This is a genomic window from Porphyromonas sp. oral taxon 275 (assembly GCF_018127745.1).
In the GTDB taxonomy this organism is placed as follows: Bacteria; Bacteroidota; Bacteroidia; order Bacteroidales; family Porphyromonadaceae; genus Porphyromonas.
The window spans coordinates 1,600,122-1,619,245 of sequence record NZ_CP072333.1; the positions used below are offsets into that span (position 1 = coordinate 1,600,122).

9 protein-coding genes are annotated in these 19,124 nt (G+C 63.5%); 4 read left to right on the plus strand and 5 right to left on the minus strand.

Going from position 1 to position 19,124, the window contains the following annotated elements; all coding sequences use genetic code 11:
- The first annotated feature begins 329 nt into the window (after window positions 1-329).
- From J4862_RS06375 to J4862_RS06390, 4 genes are all read left to right on the plus strand, one after another.
- The gene (locus J4862_RS06375) at window positions 330-851 is read left to right on the plus strand and encodes an HAD family hydrolase (protein ID WP_211788290.1); all 522 of its coding nucleotides are present in this window, start codon (window positions 330-332) and stop codon (window positions 849-851) included.
- 13 nt (window positions 852-864) lie between these two features.
- Complete coding sequence (locus J4862_RS06380) at window positions 865-1,515, plus strand: Maf family nucleotide pyrophosphatase (RefSeq protein WP_211788291.1); 651 nt, start codon at window positions 865-867, stop codon at window positions 1,513-1,515.
- Window positions 1,500-2,672: an N-acetylglucosamine-6-phosphate deacetylase gene (gene nagA, locus J4862_RS06385; protein WP_211788292.1), complete on the plus strand. Its 1,173-nt coding sequence runs from the start codon at window positions 1,500-1,502 to the stop codon at window positions 2,670-2,672. The genes J4862_RS06380 and nagA overlap by 16 nt, the downstream gene beginning before the upstream one ends.
- A gap of 120 nt (window positions 2,673-2,792) precedes the next feature.
- Window positions 2,793-4,346 carry a sulfatase gene (locus tag J4862_RS06390; RefSeq protein WP_211788293.1) on the plus strand — a complete coding sequence of 518 codons (1,554 nt, stop codon included), beginning with the start codon at window positions 2,793-2,795 and terminating at the stop codon, window positions 4,344-4,346.
- A 504-nt stretch (window positions 4,347-4,850) separates the two neighbouring features.
- Here the strand turns inward: J4862_RS06390 and J4862_RS06395 are convergent.
- The 5 genes from J4862_RS06395 to ribD all read right to left on the minus strand — a co-directional run bounded on the left by J4862_RS06395 (window position 4,851) and on the right by ribD (window position 19,106).
- On the minus strand, window positions 4,851-10,751 hold the full coding sequence (locus J4862_RS06395) for an alpha-2-macroglobulin family protein (protein ID WP_211788294.1): 5,901 nt from the start codon (window positions 10,749-10,751) through the stop codon (window positions 4,851-4,853).
- 418 nt (window positions 10,752-11,169) lie between these two features.
- Window positions 11,170-12,762 carry a RagB/SusD family nutrient uptake outer membrane protein gene (locus J4862_RS06400; protein ID WP_211788295.1) on the minus strand — a complete coding sequence of 531 codons (1,593 nt, stop codon included), beginning with the start codon at window positions 12,760-12,762 and terminating at the stop codon, window positions 11,170-11,172.
- Window positions 12,763-12,776: 14 nt separating this feature from the next.
- The gene (locus tag J4862_RS06405) at window positions 12,777-16,094 is read right to left on the minus strand and encodes a TonB-dependent receptor (protein WP_211788296.1); all 3,318 of its coding nucleotides are present in this window, start codon (window positions 16,092-16,094) and stop codon (window positions 12,777-12,779) included.
- 781 nt (window positions 16,095-16,875) lie between these two features.
- Window positions 16,876-18,057 (minus strand): tRNA 2-thiouridine(34) synthase MnmA, encoded by a 1,182-nt coding sequence (gene mnmA / locus J4862_RS06410; protein WP_211788297.1) that lies wholly within the window; start codon window positions 18,055-18,057, stop codon window positions 16,876-16,878.
- A 38-nt stretch (window positions 18,058-18,095) separates the two neighbouring features.
- Window positions 18,096-19,106, minus strand: a complete 1,011-nt coding sequence (ribD, locus tag J4862_RS06415; protein WP_211788298.1) for a bifunctional diaminohydroxyphosphoribosylaminopyrimidine deaminase/5-amino-6-(5-phosphoribosylamino)uracil reductase RibD — start codon at window positions 19,104-19,106, stop codon at window positions 18,096-18,098.
- Window positions 19,107-19,124 lie beyond the last annotated feature (18 nt).

Genomic DNA, 19,124 nt, shown 5'->3' on the forward strand with positions numbered 1-19,124 from the left:
GCGTGCTGAGGGATATCAGTGGGCGCCGTGAGGGACGTCCGTGAGCCGCGTGAGGGATAGCAGTCAGCCCCGTGAGGGATATCAGTCAGCAAGCTGAGCGCAGGCTGTCGCGGCACTGAGTCTTGGCACGGCCTTTGCTAAGAGTCTTAGAGGAGCGGCGGCGAGAGCTATAGGCGGGCGCGCCCTTAGCCTAGGAGGCAGGGGCTGCGAGGCCACTCACCCCGCCTAACCTCCGAAGCAGCTAGCGCGGGCTCAGCCCCAAGGGCACGGGAATACAAGTAGGCGAAATTTGAGCTACTTTTGTATAATAAAAGATTTAAGGAAGCCAGATGAGTAGTATTCCCCACGACCTAAGCCAAATCAAGGCCTTCGTCCTAGACATGGACGGCGTAGTGAGTGCCAACGTCAGCCCCGTCGGGCCCGACGGCATGCCCATGCGTACGGTCAACGTCAAGGACGGCTATGCCATGCAGTACGCCGTGAAGCAAGGCTATACGCTGGCCGTCATCTCGGGTGGCGCGAGCGAAGCGATGACGGAGCGATTCCGCAACCTCGGCGCCAAGTACATCTATATGCGCATCTCCGACAAGGCGCGCCAGCTCGAGCTCCTATGCCAGGAGTCAGGGCTGCGACCCGAGGAGATCGCCTACATCGGAGACGACATCCCCGACATCCCCGTCATGCGCCTAGTGGCCCTCCCCTGCGCCCCTGCCGACGCCGCCCCCGAGGTCAAGTCCATCGCCAAGTACATCTCCCTCTACAATGGGGGCTACGGCGTAGTGCGTGACGTCATCGAGCAGACGCTCAAGGCCAACAGCTGCTGGTCGCTCTCCGAGGGCTTCGGCTGGTAAAGAGGCCCTAGACATGGATCAGATCACACAAGCCGCCGCCACAGCACATCCCCTACTGCAGGGGCTGGCAGGCTGGCGCATCCTCCTCGGCTCGCAGTCGCCGCGCCGCGTGGAGCTGCTGCGGGGGCTAGGCTTACCCTTCGAGCAGCAGGTGCTGCCCGACATCGACGAGTCCTTCCCCGCCACGATGCCGCTCCCCGAGATCCCTGCCTACATCGCAGGGCAGAAGGCCGCGGCCTACCGCGGTGCCCTGGACGAGCGGACGCTCCTCATCACGGCCGACACGCTGGTCTTCGTCGATGACGAGCCGCTGGGCAAGCCTCGGACGCGGGAAGAGGCTGCCGCCATGCTGCGCCGCCTCAGCGGACGCAGGCACTGGGTCACCACGGGACTGGTCTTCACCACTCTCTCCCAGCAGGACAGCTACAGCGATACAGCGGCCGTGGACTTCGCCCCCCTCACGGAGGCCGATATCAGCTACTACCTCGAGCACTACGCCCCGCTAGACAAGGCAGGCGCCTATGGCATCCAGGAGTGGATAGGCTACCGCGCCATCGAGCGTATCGAGGGGAGCTTCTACACGGTCATGGGGCTGCCCGTGCACCTCGTGAGTCATTACCTAAGCACATTTAACAAAACACTATCGTCATGTATACACAAATAGTAGGAGGACGTATCTATACGCCCTCTGGCTGGATCGATGGGGGCTCCGTCCTCATCGAAGGCAAGCAGATCAAGGCAGTGCTGAATACCGAGCTCCCCGTCGTGGGGGCCCGCCTCATCAACGCACGTGGCTCCTACATCATCCCCGGCGGCATCGAGACGCACGTACACGGGGCCGCAGGTGCGGACTTCATGGACGGCACCGTCGAGGCCTTCCGCACGGCAGCGGACTACCACCTGCAGAACGGGACGACGACCATCTACCCCACCCTCTCCACCTCGACCTACGAGACGATCATGAAGGGCATCGAGTGCACCGAGGTACTGCTCGCGGACGAGACCTCCTCGGTCGAAGGCCTGCACCTCGAGGGGCCTTACTTCTCCGTCAAGATGGCCGGTGCCCAGCTCCCCGAGCTGATCCGCCCCGCCCGCCCCGAGGAGTACACCAAGATCATGGAGCGCGGTAAGGGCATCATCAAGCGCTGGGACGCAGCCCCCGAGATCGAGGGTACGCTGGACTTCGGACGCTATGTCAAGGAGTTCGGCGTCGTCACCGCCATCGCCCACACCGAGGCTGGCGAACCCGAGATCAAGGCTGCCTGGGAGCATGGCTATACGCTGGCCACGCACTTCTACAACGCGATGAAGGTCTCCCACAAGAAGGGCGTCTATAAGGTCCCTGGTGCGGTAGAGACGATCCTCGACCTGCCTGACTTCGACATCGAGGTCATCTGCGACGGCATCCACGTGCCCCCGCTGATGGTCAACCTCGCCTACAAGGTCAAGGGTCGCGAACGTATGGCGCTCACCACCGACGCCCTGCTGTACACGGGTACCCCCGCGGACTTCAAGGATCCTACGGGGCACGCCATCGTCGAGGACGGCGTGTGCAAGCTCTCCGACCACTCGGCACTGGCGGGCAGCGTCGCTACGATGGATAGACTCATCCGCACGGCCGTACAGCAGTGCGACATCCCTCTGATCGACGCCGTCTATATGGCCTCGACGACGCCCGCCCGCATCATGAGCATCACCGACACCAAGGGGGCAATCGAGGCAGGCAAGGATGCCGATATCCTCTTCCTCGACGAGGAGCTGCAGCTGCACTTCGTCATGCACCGCGGTCGCGTCGTCCGTGGCGAGGAGTACTGGGCTTAGTACCGCACTCCCCTAGAGCTATGAGAGGCTAGACACGTCCGATCGCGGCGTGCCTAGCCTCTTGGCTTTAGTTCCCTCACAGCACGCCCACTACACAGCACACACTACACCCATCACGCTATGCGCTCTACCCTTCTCCTCAGTCTCGGGAGTGGCCTCCTGCTCCCCGCTACGCTCCTCAGCGCTGCCCAGCCCCTCCCCGCGCGGCGCCCCAATATCCTCCTCTTCCTCGTGGATGATATGGGCTGGCAGGATACCTCCGTATCCTTCGGGAGCGATACGACGGCGCTCAATAGGCGCTACCACACCCCTGCCATGGAGCGCCTGGCGCGCCGTGGCGTGCGCTTCACCGACGCCTACGCTGCACCCGTCTCCTCCCCCAGCCGCTGCAGCCTCCTGACGGGGGCGCACGCCGCACGTCACCGCGTGACCAACTGGACACTGCGCTACGACATGCCCTCCGACCATGCCGACAGCACGCTGCAGGCCCCCGAGTGGAATGTCAATGGCCTCAGCCCGCGCCCCGACACACCCCACACCTACTACGCACGTATGCTGCCCGAGCTGCTGCGTGCGGCGGGCTACCACACGATACACTGCGGCAAGGCGCACTTCGGCGCTATCGGTACACCCGCGGCCGACCCGCTGCAGCTGGGCTTCGAGGTCAATATCGCGGGGCACGCTGCTGGCGGGCCTGCCTCCTTCCTCGGGCGAGCGCGCTACGGACACGACTCGCTGGGCAAGCCCGTCTCTCCTATGGCTGTGCCGGGACTAGAGCGCTACTGGGATACCGACACCTACCTCAGCGAAGCCCTGACGCTGGAGGCCATACAGGCACTGCGGGCGCAGCGTAGCGCAGGCGACCGCCGTCCCTTCTTCCTCTACATGTCGCACTACGCCGTGCACGTGCCCTTCGACAGGGATCAGCGCTTCTATCAGCGCTACCTCGGCGAGGGCTTAGACCCCAAGGAGGCCGCCTACGCCGCGCTCGTCGAGGGCATGGACAAGAGCCTCGGGGATCTGATGGACGAACTGGAGCGCGCAGGTCAGCTCGACGACACGCTCATCCTCTTCATGAGTGACAATGGCGGCCTGGCGGCCTCGGCCTACTGGCACTCGGGGCAGCTGCACTGGCAGAACGCGCCCCTCTACAGCGGCAAGGGCTCCGTCTACGAAGGCGGCATACGCGTGCCGCTCATCGTCGCTGGGCCTGGGGTCGTAGGGCGCGACCGACGCGACAGCCATCCCGTGATGATCGAGGACCTCTTCCCCACGCTGCTGGAGGTCGCTGGAGTCCGCCCCGAGCACCTGCCGCAGCAGGTGGATGGCCGCAGCCTCATCCCGCTACTCGAGGCCAAGCGCCAGCCTCGGGAGCGGACACTCTACTGGACTTATCCACACAACTGGGGATTGGACGGGCCAGGGATCAACTTCCACGCCGCCCTGCGCCAAGGCCGCTGGAAGCTCCTCTACAACTACCGTACGGGCCGCCATCAACTCTATGACCTCACGCACGACCTCGGGGAGCAGCGGGATCTCAGCACGACTTATCCACAGCGTGTACGGCAGCTCGCTCGGCAGCTCGGCCGCTACCTGCGTAGCGTGGGGGCACAGCGCCCCAGCATCAAGGCTACGGGCCAGCCCTGCCCTTGGCCCGACGAAGCCCTACGCTAGCCCCCTGGCTGACCTTAGTGCCAAGGGAAGCCCCCAAGTCCCGAGGCTAAGACCTTCTAAGGGCTCCGCCCTCCCCTCTATACCTGCGCCCCACTGAAGCTCCTAGGCCTCAGCGGGGCGCAGGCATAAGGGGGAGCTCGTCTGAAGGATATCAGTCAGGGCGCTGAGGGACGTCAGTCAGCACCTCGAGGGATATCAGTCAAGGAGCTAAGGGCTATCCCTCGCGAAGCGGGGAGCAAGCGGACAGCAGGCGCCAACGCAGCAGCGGACGCCTCGAGGGGACGCTTGGGACAGCGCCCACACCCCCTCTCCGCCTTAGCCTAAGGGAGGCCTTAGGCCGCTCAGCCTGAGGACGAAGCCCCGAGGCAGCTTAGCCCGAGCCGAAGCGCTCAGTTAGGTACGAGCTTCGCCCGCGCCCATAAAGAAGCCCCCGAGGAATGCTGGATTCCTCGGGGGCTTGCTTATCGGGATGGCGGCGGAGGCAGAGCGCGTGCGCCTGACGGCCTACTCTGTCTTGAGCTCAGAGGTGGTCCGCTGCTCGGGCGATACCGCCGTATGGGCGCTATACTCCGAGACGTAGAGGCTCTCCAGTGTCGTGACGACACCACTATATACCCCGGGGCGCGTCACCCACTGGTCATAGTAGAGCTCCGTCGTCCCTGAGGTCAGCCGATCGACGAAGATATCCGTCCGTCCATCGCGAGGCACGACGTAGGCGTTGCCATATCTGATGGAGGGATAGAAGGGCTTCTGCTCGACGGGCTCGGCATAGCCTGGACGCGGGTCGCTGATCTTGACGTAGTCGAGGCCTTGCTTGAGCTTGATGACGAGCTGGGTGCGTATGCGGGCCCCGATGGGGAGCAGCTCGCCCTCCTCGAGGGGACGGAGGACATCGCGCCCGCCCTCCGTCGTCACGAGATATTGCTGCCGTGTGAGGCTCAGGCCTTCGCCCCAGGCCTTGACCGCTGCCGTAGGGATGCTGTAGTGCAGGCGAGCGGCGCCCCAGATGAGGCTGCCATCCTTCTTGATGACCTGCAGCGCACCCTTGGGACGACGGCTGGGGCTAAGCTCAAGGCTCGCCGTACGCTGGCTGCCCGTGAGCCTGAAGTCCTCCCCGCCCTCGAGCGCGAGTCTGAGTTCCGTGGCCTGAGCTGTGCCCCATGCCTCGAGCTGGGGCTCCGTCAGCGCCTCCAGCGCCAGGACGCTGCAGAGGGGATCCTTCCAGACCATCGTGCGGCGCTGGGTCAAGAGCCAGCGCTGCAGGCGCGGCACGAGGGAGCTATAGGCAGGGTCGAGGCGGAAGGCGCGTAGGGTCTCGACGGCCAGCGGCACCCCTGCCGAGCGACTCCAGTAGGGGATCTCCGCGGGCTGGGCAAAGAAGCTCATCGCGCCCTCATCCGAGAGGTGCTGGGCGAGGACCTTCAGCAGTATAGGCAGCTGCGCTCTGTGCTGCGGGGCTTGCTTGAGGACGTAGGCGATCTTCGCCAGATCCGTGACGGGGGCTTCCTTAGCCCGCTCACTCAGCAGACGCTGGTAGTGGCCGAGCATCGCCGCCAGCGCAGCCGAGCTCGGCACCGCTAGCTGCTGCGTGAGCTGCGCCCGCATATAGAGGTAGTCGAGCGGGATGTCGTAGTAGCCCCAGGGCCCGGGCTTGGATACACGAGCACGGTCCTCCTTGAGGCGCTGGTAGCGCTCGAGTTCCTCACGATCCATATAGGGCTGTGCCTCCCTCAGGAGCCCGAGGAGCTCCTGACGCTGGGGGGACTTAGCCTCCAGCAGCTCCAGCGTGGGCAGCAGGATGGCGATGACCTGCTGGCTGATATAGGCATCAGGCCTCCAGCCCTCGAACCATCCCCAGGTCGCCTCATTGCGTGCGGCCTTGAGCTCAGCGATACGCTGGCGCAGCTCGTGGGCATGATCCTTGGCGGCGAGGAAGTCCAGCAGCCTGCGCTCGGCCTCGAGCTCCCGCTTGAGCTCGTGGTACCAGGGGCTCTTGGCCGCCTCTACGGTGCGTGCCGCCACGAGGCTATCGCTGCGGTGTAGGCTCTGTCTACGGGCGGCGAGCCAAGCAGCGAAGCCGCGCGTCTGCTGTAGGCGCAGCACCTTGGCCTCGGCATAGAGACTGGCGGCCAGCGCGGGCGTACTCTTGTCCTCAGGCTCGGCGAGCTGGGGCAGCGCACCGAGGGCGAGGGCGAGCGGACTGGTCTCGAGCTGCAGCTCCAGGCGTGCTCGGCCGAGCCCCTGACCTAGGGGAGCCAGCAGGCTATCTAGGAAAAGCGTCTTCGTGCCCGCGCCCTCGAAGCTGAAGCTGAGGCCATCACTGAGCTGGGTCTCGTCACTGAGTAGCGGCAGTCTGTGCTGCTCCCCATCGCTGTAGCGGCGCCCCTGGGCCAGTACGCGCAGGCCGATCGAGTCGGCCGAGAGCGTAGGGATCGAGAGGGGCAGCTGCAGCGTTTGGCTGCCCTGAGGCGCTAGGCGGAAGGGCTGCGAGTTCTCGGAGAGGACGCGCTGCGTGCTTAGGTCGAAGAGCTCGAGTCGCAGCGTGCCCTGCTCCTCTTCACGGCTCATATTCACCAGCGTAGCGCTGAGGACAGGCCTATCCCCACGGCGCAGGAAGCGCGGCAGCTGGGGGCGGAGGGAGAAGTCACGGTAGCTAGTCACTAGGCGCTGCTCCTGATAGCGGCGCATATCGGGCGTGTGTGCCAGCAGCACGAGGCGCCAGCGGGTCAGGGCCTCAGGCATGCGGAAGCTCCAGCTGGCCGTCCCCGAGGCATCCGTCGTCAGCCGTGGGAGGAAGTAGGCACTCTCGGCGAAGTCCTGACGCAGGGCCTTCGGCTCCTCTGCCACGTCTATCGGCGCAGCCTGATCCGCCTTCGCCGCAGCGCCTCGGAGCACGCTGGGAGCAGCGGCGAAGGCAGGCCCTATGATGCCGTCCATCCTCCCGGAGAACACCTCGGGCAGCTGGATATCCCCCCTGCCCATGCGTATGGGCATGCGTCGGCCACGGCCCAGCCAGCGGTAGCGGCGAGGCTGCGGCCCCGCTGCGAGGGCGTCGTGGACGAAGGAGCCACCACCTCTCTGAGCCTCACCCCATAGGTCCTCACCATAGACCGAGCGGGCGGGGCTCAGCCCCCAGCGATAGCCTCGGGGGAGCCTCGGCTCCATGTAGGACGGGTATTCGTCCATGAGCTGAAGGCTCGGCCTACTGAGTCTGAGGCGGCCGAAGATATCCAGCGCCGCATCGTACATCCAGGTGGAGACGGCAGCGCCAGCTACGGGCTTGCCTCCCGAGGTCAGCTGCACGCTCCAGCGCTCCTCGGCTCCGGGCTGCGTGCGGTCACGGAGGCTGGTCCACTTGAGCTCCAGCAGCGGTGCGGGCTGCTCTAGGGTGAAGCGCTCACTCGCACGGTAGAGACGGCCCTGATAGACGGTGTAGAGCTGGACCTCCAGCTGGTCGGGCAGCTTATCCTTAGCGGGGAGAGGGAGGGTGAAGAGCTCGATGCGGCCAGCCTTGCTCCGCAGCACACCGCGCGCCAGCTCCCCATAGCGGTGATGGACGACGTAGTGGATGTAGCCACCCTCAAGCCCGCTCACCCAGTGCAGACGGGCTGGGCGCTGGGCGCTGTAGGTCGAGTCTGCACGGAGGGCTAAGAGTGGGGGCACGAAGCCCGCGATCTGCTGATCGCGGCGGCTATCGAAGAGGTAAACGCGGCGATAGCCCTCGTAGCGCGTGCCGCCCTTATAGTGCGCCTTGTAGCGCAGCGTATAGAGGCCCGCCGCTAGCTCTTGGGGCTCGAGCCAGGGGCTGAAGGCTTGGCCTAGGGTTGTCTGCCCGCTGTGACGTAGCCTATCCCCCTCGTAGAGCTCGTAGTCGACCCGCATCGTGGAGTCCACCCACGCCGTCATGGGGTAGGTGAAGCGCAGCTCGGGCAGCGGGCGCGACAGATCCAGGAGCTCGGGGAGGTCTAGCTGGACCTCCCCGAGCACCTCGCCTAGGGCAAGGCTCAGGCTACGCTGTGTCGTCTCGCCTGCCTCGTCTGTGGCCGTCACCTCCACGCGGTAGCTATAGCTGCCGTGGTCCTGCTCGTCCTGCTCTAGCTGACGGCGCAGGGCGCCTAGATCCAGCGGCAGGGCGAAGGCGCCATCTGCCCCCGAGCGCAGCGTGCTATCCAGGAGCACACGGGGCGAGGCATAGTCATAGATCGAGCGCCACGGGCGCCACAGCTGCTCGGCACGCAGTACGCAGCGTAGGCGTGCCCGCTCGACGGGCTCACCACTGAGGCGGCGCAGCTGCCCCTTGACGCTCAGCAGGGCATCCGCGGGATAGGGCCTGGGCGGCTCCTCGAGCTGGAGCTCGAGGGCGTGACGCTTGTACTCGAGGAGCTGTGCGAAGGCCTGCGCCTGGGGCTGTCGGTACTGATAGCCCTGGGGCTCGACGAAGCGCGCACGCAGGTACAGCTGCCCGAGGAGGACCTCTGGAGCTAGGCGATGACTAGCATGATAGCGGCCCAGCTCATCGCTCCGTACCTCCTCGGACCACAGCAGCCCATCACGGGCATCACTCAGCTCGAGGCGTATGCGCTGCCCTCGAGCAGGGCGTGCCTGCCGTGCAAGGAAGCCCACATCGACAGCCTCCCCATAGATATGCATCACTTGGCCTGGGCGGTAGGCGGGGCGGTCAGTCGTCACCCACAGCTGGAGCCCGCGGGCTGCGAAGTCGATGGCAGGCTGGGGCTTCTCGCCATAGCCGTAGTACTTGATACGCAGTGGATCCCTGAGGTCGCGTGCCTGCAGGACGCTCGTCTGCGACTCATGGCGGTCGAGCAGGATGAGCCCGAGGCTATCGGTACGTAGGCTACCCGCTAGTGTGGGCAGGCTCTCGTGGCGCTTGTCATACCTATACTGAGCCAGCTCGAGCCCCGAGAGCGGGCGGCCCGTAGCTGCGTCGAGCCACTGCCGCGGCACGTGATTGGGGCTAGCGGAGGACCAGAGATCTAGCACCATGAAGGCACTGCTGACGAAGGTCTCCTCATGCACCAAGGCGCGCTTCTGCGAGGCGCGGGGATCGAGCTCGGCGCGTACACGGACGAAGTAGTTGCGTCGCTGGGGTAGCTTGAGCTCTAGGACAAGATGCTTCCCCACCTTGGCGAGGCTATCGACGGGGAGCGAGCACTGCTTGACCAGCATGGGCTTATCCTGGGCACTCGGCCTCCAGTCCTCCCCGCGCTCGGTAGGCCTATAGACGCGTGGCGCCTCGTAGAGACTCACCTGCAGGCCACGTACGAGGTAGGCCGTGTCGAGACGTAGGGAGACCTTGTCTGGCATCCCCCAGGGCTGCTCCAGCTGGAGGGACATACTCGGCTCGAGGCGCTCAGCACGCGCCTGCCGCAGCTGCTTCAGTTCGTCGGGCTGCAGCTGCCCCGCCTGGCTGAGGAGGCGATCAGCGAAGCGCGCGGCCTCCAGCGGCTCGCTGCTGTAGAGGTCGACGAGATTGGGCGCTACGGAGCCAAAGTAGTGCTGGTGCTGATAGCGCTGGGCGAAGTGCTCGATACGCTCCATGGCCTGCCGCGCCGTCAGCCTCCCCGACTGGCTCTTCAGCTCGCGCTCCAGCACGAGGAAGTCCGCCAGGAGCGCGCTATAGCTGGTAGTCCCTGCACTGCGAGCCAAGGTGAGGAGCGCTGGCTGGGTGGGGAGTAAGCCCTCGGGATACCTACTGCCTCCCCCGCGCATATCGTGCAGGTAGTCGAGGAGCTCGAGGAGCGCCGAGATGCCCGTTTGCCCCGAGGCCTTCGTCCCCCCAGCTAGATCCAGCAGCTCAAGGTAAGGAGCAGGGATCGGCTGCATGAGGGCAGAGCCCGCTCCTCGGAGCTGCTCCACCAGCTGGAGGTAGTAGCGATCCAGGTCGGCCTGATGCCAGTGCATGAGCTGGGAGAGCGGACGCGCCTTGACGGGAAGCGGCGTATCGAAGGCTGCGCCTCCACGCGTGCTATAGTTCGAGATCATACGTAGGCTGTAGAGCCCGAGGAGGATACGCTCACGGGGGCTGAGCCAAGGCGCTTGCTCGATGGAGGCTAGGGAAATCCCCAGCTGGGACTCCGCCGTACTCGGCCCCTTGAGGGAGTTCTTCACCTCTACCAGTGCCGTAGTGGCCTCGAGGAGTACATCGAGGCGGCGCTGACCCGAGGCAGCATCGAAGAGCTCCTCTGCGGCCGTCACCGCGTCGCGGAGGTGACGCTGTGCCTGGGCTGCCTTGAGCTTGGTGCGCAGCTGCTCGAGGCTAGGCTGTGCCTTGGTCTGCGTGCTCTGTATGCCCTGGGTCTGAGCCTTTAGCCCGAGGGGTACGCCCAGCGAGCCAAGCAGGCCCAGGCTGAGCATCCATATAGCAATCGAAGATCGTCGTGACATCGGATAGTGCTTTAGTAAGTGAAGGAGCCGTGCTCTAGCTCCCGTGAGGACTTTGCACAAATGTACAAAGAAAGCGCTACCCCTTATCCCTGAGCCGCACCCCACCGAGCCACCGCCTGACATCGCGAGCTAAGTGCCCGCCGCCTGACCGATATCCGTCAGGCGGCTGAGGGATAAGTATGACGGCGCTGAGGGATAGCTGTCAGAGTGCTGACTGCTATCCATGAGGGAGCTGAGGTATAGCGGGGACGAGCCGGAGCGCAAGGGGGGACGAGGCTAAGACCCAGCTCAGCCCCCAGCGAATAGGGGCATGAAAAGGCAGCGGCCGCAGTGCCCGTCGAGACGGGACAGCTGCGGCCGCTGCGCTAGAGGTGGGGAGGGAGCTCAGGAGGAGCTGCTCCCCACAGGATGGATAGGCTTAGTAGCCCTCGGTCTGCTTGATCAGCGGGTCGTTATTGAGCACCGTGCGGTCCACAGGCCAGAGGAGCTTCTGACGCTCCGTCGTCTTGAGGATAGGCGTAGGAGCTGTCCCCGTCAGATGGTCGTCGGAGTAAGCAGCAGCAGCGGAGAAGACCAGGGGCTGCTTGCTGGCATCCTGCAGACGAAGCAGGTCATACCAGCGCTTGTACTCCCCTGCGAACTCGTGGTCACGCTCCTTGAGGATAGCCAGCTCGTTGGCCGCGAAGTCGCCGCTGACGAACTCATGCCCTGCGAACTTCGTCCCGAAGGCACGCTTGCGGATCAGGTTGAGCTCCGCCGAGGGATCTTCGCCCAGGGCATTCTTCACCTCAGCCAGCAGCAGCAGGACATCGGCATAGCGGTAGAGGATGACATTGCTGTCATAGATGTGCGCATTGTCCGAGTAGAGCTGTCCCTGATACTTGAGGAATACCGAGCCGGGGAGCAGGTTACCTGGCGTACCGACCGTGAACTCGAAGAAGGTAGCGCTACGACGCGTGTCATCCTCATCGAAGCTAGCCACGAAGCTAGGCTTGTACTCGTTGTAGAGGATCCCCGTGCTCATCGCCTTGAGCGTATCCCCAGGGAAGAGCACCCCGTCCTTATCGCGGGCCGAGCCTACGAAGAGACGGTTCTGGTACATGTAGTGACCGTAGTCATTGGTGGCCTCCTGACGGTCGAAGTAAAGGTTGAGGATGATCTCCTTACCGTTCTTCTTCTTGGCGTCGAAGTTCGCAGCGAACTTATCCTCCAGCTCGAAGGCCTGGCTGCCGACGATACCCTCAAGGGCGGTCTTCGCCTTGCGCAGGTCAGCCTCACCCGTGGCGGTATGGTTGCCCGTGGTCACCTTAGCCGACCAGAGGTATACCTCAGCCTTGAGGAGCTCGGTAGCAGCACGCGACCACTCGGTCTTGATGCTCTTCCAGGGGCTCGTGGCCAGCAGCTCGGAGGACTTCTCTACATCCTTCTTGATGAAGTCCAGCGTCTCCTCGGCCGAGGAGCGCGCCTTGTGGTAGCTCGTGGGGTCGGTGATCGCCTCCTCGGCTACACGGGGCTCCGTCTCGAGGACTACCCCCCCGTAGCTCTTGTAGAGCACGAAGTAGATGTAGGCGCGGATACCGTAGGCCTTACCTAGATAGGTCTTGCGCTCGGCGTCCGTGAGGAAGGGGCACTGCGTCTCTACCTTCTTGATGAAGAGGTTGATGTGCAGCAGGTCACCGTAGAGGCCGCCCCAGTTGGAGATCCCAGGACGGTCAGCATCCAGGACGCTCTGCTTTACCTCCACGGAGGACTGACTCTCGCCTGTGGCCGATACGGTGAACTTCATCGTACCGGCGCGCAGCTCGCCAAAGACGCGGAAGACAGAGTAGTTGTTGCGCAGGATACCATTGAGGGCCTGGTAGTTCGCCTCTACCTGAGCGAGGTTGTTCCAGTAGTTGTTGGTGCCGTAGTGGTCAAGGGGCTTAAGGTCCAGCAGATCACTCTTACAGGAGGACAGTGCAGTCAGCGAGAGGGCGCATGCTACGATCGCCCATAGTCTATACTTATTCATAGAGAGCATACACATTAGAATCCGACATTGAGCCCGAAGACCAGCGTACGAGGCAGGCTGTAGCCACCCATGGTGTCAGCACCTGGCTCAGGCGAATAGACGAGCTTGGCTGCGGTGAGGTAGCCGAGGTTCTGCGCCGTCAGCGAGAGCTCGAGGCTATTCATGGCCATCTTCTTGGTGAGGAACTCGGGCACACGGTAGCTGAGAGAGATCTCACGGAAGGCGAGGTAGTCGCCACGGTAGATGAACTGTGAGGAGCTGCGGTAGAAGTTGGACTTCCCGAGCTGGTCGGCCCAGACGTAGGGCGAGTACTTGGCGTTGGGGTTCTCAGCGCTGAAGGTCTTATCACGGGCGATCGTCAGCGTGTTGAAGGTCCCCTGCATGTTCCCCAGGATCCAAGGCGTACGGCCGTCGATCACGTGGTGGCCGAGCGCGTAGTCTAGGCGAGCCGAGAGGGTGAGCTGGCGCCAGGTGAGCTGCGTGTTGAATCCGCCCGTCACCAGAGGCGTCGAGCGACCGATGTAGACGCGGTCGTACTGGTCGATCACGCCGTCGCCGTTGACGTCGCGCCAGCGTACATCACCGGGCTGGATGGGCAGGGCCTTGATGGCGTCCTTGGTAGCGGCGTCGAGATTAGCCCAGGCCTTAGGCCCGTAGAGGTTCTTGCCAGGGACCTTGTCGATGAGGTTCTCGGGAATCTCTGCCTCGGTGCGGTAGAGGCCCTCGGCCTTGAAGGCGTAGATGTCGCCAGGGCTCTGGCCTTCCTGATAGCCGCCTACCCACTTCTTCTCGTTGCCGTTACCGGTGTAGACCTCATAGGCACCCTGACGGTTGCGCTCTAGGCCGTTATTCGGCAGCTTGAGGATGGTGTTCTTGTTGAAGCCACCATTGAGGCTCGCATTCCAGGTCCAGTCCTTGGTGGAGATGATGCGTGCCGTGAGGTCGAACTCGAAGCCTCGGTTGCGCAGCGAGCCGTTGTTGGTGCTGTAGCCCGAGATCCCTGAGTGCGAGGTGATGGGCATGCTGGCGAACTTGTCGACCGTGATACGATTGTAGTAGGTCAGGTTTGCCATCAGGCGGTTGTTGAAGAAGCCGAGGTCAGCCCCTAGCTCGAAGGTGTTGGTCTTCTCCCAACGGAGGCCGTAGTTAGGCAGGCTGGTGAGGGAGATGGCTTCGTTGCCGCCGTACTTGGACAGGCCATAGCGGCCGTAGAGGTCGTAGGCGCCGATGCCGGAGACGTTACCATTGCTCCCGTAGCTGACGCGGAGCTTGGCGAAGTTAAGCACGTCCTTCAGCCCGCTGAGCTGATTGTAGAAGTTCTCGCGCGAAAGGACCCAGCCAGCAGAGAGTCCAGGGAAGAAGCCCCAGCGGTTATCCACGAGCTTGGAGTAGCCGTCGTAGCGAGCGACCAGCGAGAGGAGGTAGCGGCCATCGTAGTCATAGTTGGCACGGCCGAAGTAGGAGAGGATACGCAGATGCGTGTGGGAGCTGACGGTAGAGCGCTTGCCCTTCTCGTCGGAGGTGTAGCCGAGGGCGGCGAAGTCGTCCACCTTAGCCTCCGAGCCCGAGGCGCTGAGTCCCTTGTAGTAGCTGTCGTAGTACTCGGTACCGGCCATGAGGCTGAGGTTGTGCTTCTCGAAGAGCGTCTTGTTGTAGTTCAGCACCGCATTGTAGGTCTGGTCGAGGGTCTCCGAGGCACCAGCGTAGCTATAGCGCGAGCGATACCACTGTCCAGGAGCCGTGAGGCGGTCACGGTTGAAGGACTCATCCCACGCCTGAGAGAAGTACCAGTTACCGCTCAGCTTCAGCGTCAGCTCCTTGAGGAAGTTGATGGTGAAGGCCTGGCTCATGCTGAACTTATTGGTCTTGTTGTCGCGGAGGTAGCTATCCTTGACGACCTTGTAGTTGATATCCCCGCCACCGAGGCCGATGAGCAGCTGACCCTGGGCATTGCGTAGGCGGAGCGTCGGGGGCAGACCCAGGGCACGGCCGAAGTAGTTGGCATCATCATTACCCAGCTTATTCCAGTCAGCACGCGTGAAGGCAAAGCTGGAGTTGGACGTCAGCCAAGGGCGGATCTTGTAGTCGGCGTTGAGGGCGAAGTTGATACGCTTGTACCAGTCGACCAGCGCATTACCATTGCTGTGGTTGTAGCCGATGTTGGCGTAGTAGTTCCCCCTATCATTACCGCCCGTGAAGCTCAGGTTGTAGTCCTGGCTCATGGCTACGTCCTTGATGTTGTGCTGGCGCAGGCCACCTTCCTCAGAGAAGATGAGCTTCTTGCCCGTCACAGGGTCGGTCATGGTCTTCCAGCCCTGATCGAGGAGGAACTTGAGGTTGTCGTTGTACTCATAGAGGCCGTAGGTCGCCAGGGCGTTCTTGTTCCCATCGAGCGGAGTGACGCCATCCTGATCGAAGTAGGAGCGTCCCGTACCGTAGCCGACATTACCCGACAGCGAGCTGGGATTGGTATAGCCGACGAGCTGACCGCGGGAGTTGGTGAAGACCTCCGAGGAGCGCTTGATGGCCATGCGCTGCATGCGGATGTAGTCCTCCGAGCCGAGGAACTCGTAGAGGTCGTGGAAGTAGTTGGCACTGACCTTAGCCTTGAAGCGGATCTCGCTGAAGCCAGCCTTACCGCGCTTGGTGGTGATGAGGATCACCCCGTTATTGGCACGAGCACCGTAGATAGCCGTAGCCCCAGCGTCCTTCATGACCTCCATGGACTCGATGTCCTCGGGGTTGATGTCATTCAGACCGCTGCGCACCTGCCCGTCGATGACGACCAGAGGCGAGCCCGAGCCATCGAGGTTGGTCCCCCCACGCAGTACGAGAGTAGGTGCCGCACCTGGGCTACCGGAGGTCTGCTGGACACGGAGCCCAGAGACAGCACCCGAGAGGGCCTGTGCGGGGTTGGAGAAGAGCCCCTGCTTGAGACTCTCGTTGCGTACCGTGGCTACGGAGTTGGTCATCTTACTACGCAGCTGACGACCGCCATAGGCTGTGACGACCACCTCATCCGTGACGCGTGCCTCGTCGACGAGGCGTACGGTGATCGGCTTGCTGAGGTCCAGACCTACGAGCTGGATCTTCTGCGTCTGATAGCCGACACTGGAGATGGTGAGGATGGACTTCGTGTTCCGTAGGGTGAGCTTGAAGCGCCCCTCGATGTCGGTAAGGCTACCGTTGGTCGTCCCGACCTCCAGCACGCTAGCGCCGATAACGGCCTCGCCTGCCTTGTCGAGGACGCGCCCCGTGATCACCTTACCCTGAGCCCAAGCAGCGATCGTCGTCATGCAGAGGATGACGAGCGACAGTAATGCTCGTTTCATGTGAGTAGAGTTTTAGTGAATAATAGAGAGTTTAGTGAAGTATTATACGATAGGACGAGCATGTCCGTACGAGTAATCCGTTAGCAGTGTAGTGAGGCTATGGGGGCTCCTAGTCCTGAGCAGAGCGGCCCGAGGGAGCATCTTGCAGGCAATGCGGCCTGTGCATATCGCGTCATGCGGTAGCGCTGTATTGTATAACTATGTGTAGTAAGGAGGCCTCCAACGCCCCATTTGTCGTTCGGCAAAGATAGGCTATTTCGCCGAACTACAAAGTCTCCACTGAGCCTCTAGCACCCTTGGGCCCAGCTGCTCGTCCGAGCGAGCTGCCGAGGTGCTAAGGTAAGTTTTTGAAAGCAAGCCCCCGAAGTGTGAAGATTCCTCATCCCTCAGCGTGCCACGCGCCCACCCCACGCCGAGCGAAGGCAGGACGTAGCTCCAAGCTCGCCCCTGGCGACTGCTCCGCTCGCCCCCGAAGGGGCTGGGGGACGCCAAGTGCTCCCTGCTGGCTCCGCAAGGGATATCCCTCAGCCTCGTGACTGACGTCCCTCACGGCGCTGACTGACGACCCTCACGGCGCCCACTGATATCCCTCAGCGACCCTCCCCCTTAGGCCGAGACTCTGTGGCGAGGCTTCGTCGCCTCCTCAAGACGCATGGAAGGGGGCGAAGCGAGTAGAACAAAGGATAAAAGACGAGCGCCCGCAGCACCACGGATAGAGATACTGCGGGCGCTCGCCCTATACTGGTCTAGCGCTCTAGAGCGCCTCGCGGGAAGGGCTGTGCTAGAAGCCCTTCGTAATCATCCCGCTGCCGAAGCAGAGGTGATGATCCTCCGAATAGACGACAGCATACTGCCCTGGGGCAATGCCCTGAATGGGCTCGGTGCTATCGATGCGGTAGCCCGTCGCGGGATCGTAGCTGAGGACGCCGCGGGTGAACTCGGGCGTGTGGCGGATCTTGAAGCTCACGGCTATAGGCTGGCGCTCGGCAGGCGGCACCACGACCGCCGTCCCCGCCGCGAGGCTCGCCGCACGGCTCCAGGGATCGAGGCTGATGAAGTCGCACTGCTCCATCACCACGTGCTCACCATACTGGTCGGCAGGGTCGTAGCCCTGGCTGACGAGGATGATATTGCGGCGGATATTCTTCTTCACGACGAACCACGGCCCGCCGCTCAGCCCCAGCCCCTTGCGCTGGCCGATCGTGTGGAACCAGTAGCCGCGGTGCTTGCCCAGTACCTTACCCGTCTCGCGCTCGATGATGAGCCCCTCGCGCGTGCCGAGGGCGCGCTCGATGAACTCATTATAGTTGACCTTCCCGAGGAAGCAGATCCCCTGGCTGTCCTTACGCTTGGCACTCAGCAGATGCGCCTCCTCGGCCAGCTGCCGCACCTCGCTCTTGAGGAGGTGCCCCGTGGGGAAGAGGAGCTTGCTGACCTGGGCAAAGTTGATCTGCGCCAGGAAGTCCGTCTGGTCCTTCACCGGGTCGGGCGCCGTACTCAGGTAGAGCTGATCGCCCTCGTAGCAGGTCGTGGCATAGTGCCCCGTGGCGATGAAGTCGAAGTCATGCCCCCACTTCTCCTCGAAGCAACCGAACTTGATGAGCTTATTGCACATCATGTCGGGATTGGGCGTTAGCCCCTTCTTCACCGTGTCTATCGTGTACTGCACCACGCTCGCCCAGTATTCCTCGTGCAGCGAGACGACCTCCAGCGGACAGTCGTAGCGGCGCGCCAGGTGCTGGACGATCTCTAGATCATCCTCCCAGCTGCAGTCCGCGAAGCCGCGCTCCTCCATCCCGATCTGGATATAGAAGAGCGTAGGGCGGTAGCCCGCCGCGCACAGCAGGTGCACGACGACCGAGCTGTCCACACCGCCCGAGACGAGGGCGGCGATGCGGGGCTCAGCGATCCCGCTTCGTGCGAGGCGCTCTTGTAGAGGCGCGATAGCCTGACTTAGGGTCATAATAATATAGGTATATAGAGAGCTGTGAAGGGAGGATACTAGCGGGGGAGGCGCGGGGCGGGCACGCCTACCCCAAGGTGCTGGGCCGAGACCTCGATACAGAGGGCGTCGTAGAGCCCGCTGTCGACGAAGCGCTGCAGGGTTGCTCCTCCACCCTCGACCAGCAGCGACTGGATGCCGTAATCTGCATAGAGGCGCTGCAGGAGCTGCTGCGGCTCGATACGCTCACCCTCGAGGGCGAGGTAGCGGAGGTGCGTCTCATCTACCCCCTCACGGCCGCGCGAGCGCGCAGCCTCCAGGTGGACGATGAGCGTCGGGGCGCCTGCGTCCGAGAAGAGGCGCAGCTCTGGAGGGAGCTGCAGCTGGGGGTCGAGCACCACGCGCAGCGGCGAGCGGCCGTACCACAGGCGGTTGGAGAGCTGGGGATCATCCAGCAGCGCCGTGCGGTAGCCCACGAGGATGGCCTCGTGCTCCATACGCGCGGCGTGCACCGAGCGCTGCTGCAGCGGGGAGCTGAAGGTGACGGGCGCGAGGCTGCGATCTTGACGCGGAGCGTCCATGAAGGCGTCGAAGCTCTGCGCCCACTTGAGCGTGACGAAGGGACGGTGCAGGGTGTGCGCGGTGAAGAAGGGGGCATTGAGCGCCCGTGCCTCGGCCTCCAGCACGCCCAGCGTCACCTCGATGCCTGCACGGCGCAGGCGCTCGATGCCGCGGCCAGAGACCTCAGGGAAGGGGTCGAGCGTGGCCACGACCACGCGCGGGATGCCCACCGTGCAGATGAGCTCGGCACAGGGGGGTGTCTTGCCATAGTGTGCGCAGGGCTCGAGGGTCACGTATAGCGTCGCCTCCCCGAGGAGCTCGGGCTCGGTGACACTACGCACGGCCATCACCTCGGCATGCGGCTGTCCGTAGCTATGGTGGTAGCCCTCGCCGATGATACGCCCCTCATGCACGAGCACCGCCCCCACCATAGGATTGGTCCCCGTCTGTCCCTGCCCTAGAGCTGCCAGCTCCAGCGCACGTCGCATATACTGCTGCGCCTCTGTCATTACTTATCCTTACTTTTG

What these genes read in the sequence shown, in the direction of transcription:
- J4862_RS06390 (WP_211788293.1), top strand. Translation starts at nt 2,793, where the DNA reads ATGCGCTCTACCCTTCTCCTCAGTCTCGGGAGTGGCCTCCTGCTCCCC.
- nagA (WP_211788292.1), top strand. Translation starts at nt 1,500, where the DNA reads ATGTATACACAAATAGTAGGAGGACGTATCTATACGCCCTCTGGCTGG.
- ribD (WP_211788298.1), bottom strand. Translation starts at nt 19,106, where the DNA reads ATGACAGAGGCGCAGCAGTATATGCGACGTGCGCTGGAGCTGGCAGCT.
- mnmA (WP_211788297.1), bottom strand. Translation starts at nt 18,057, where the DNA reads ATGACCCTAAGTCAGGCTATCGCGCCTCTACAAGAGCGCCTCGCACGA.
- J4862_RS06405 (WP_211788296.1), bottom strand. Translation starts at nt 16,094, where the DNA reads ATGAAACGAGCATTACTGTCGCTCGTCATCCTCTGCATGACGACGATC.
- J4862_RS06375 (WP_211788290.1), top strand. Translation starts at nt 330, where the DNA reads ATGAGTAGTATTCCCCACGACCTAAGCCAAATCAAGGCCTTCGTCCTA.
- J4862_RS06395 (WP_211788294.1), bottom strand. Translation starts at nt 10,751, where the DNA reads ATGTCACGACGATCTTCGATTGCTATATGGATGCTCAGCCTGGGCCTG.
- J4862_RS06380 (WP_211788291.1), top strand. Translation starts at nt 865, where the DNA reads ATGGATCAGATCACACAAGCCGCCGCCACAGCACATCCCCTACTGCAG.
- J4862_RS06400 (WP_211788295.1), bottom strand. Translation starts at nt 12,762, where the DNA reads ATGAATAAGTATAGACTATGGGCGATCGTAGCATGCGCCCTCTCGCTG.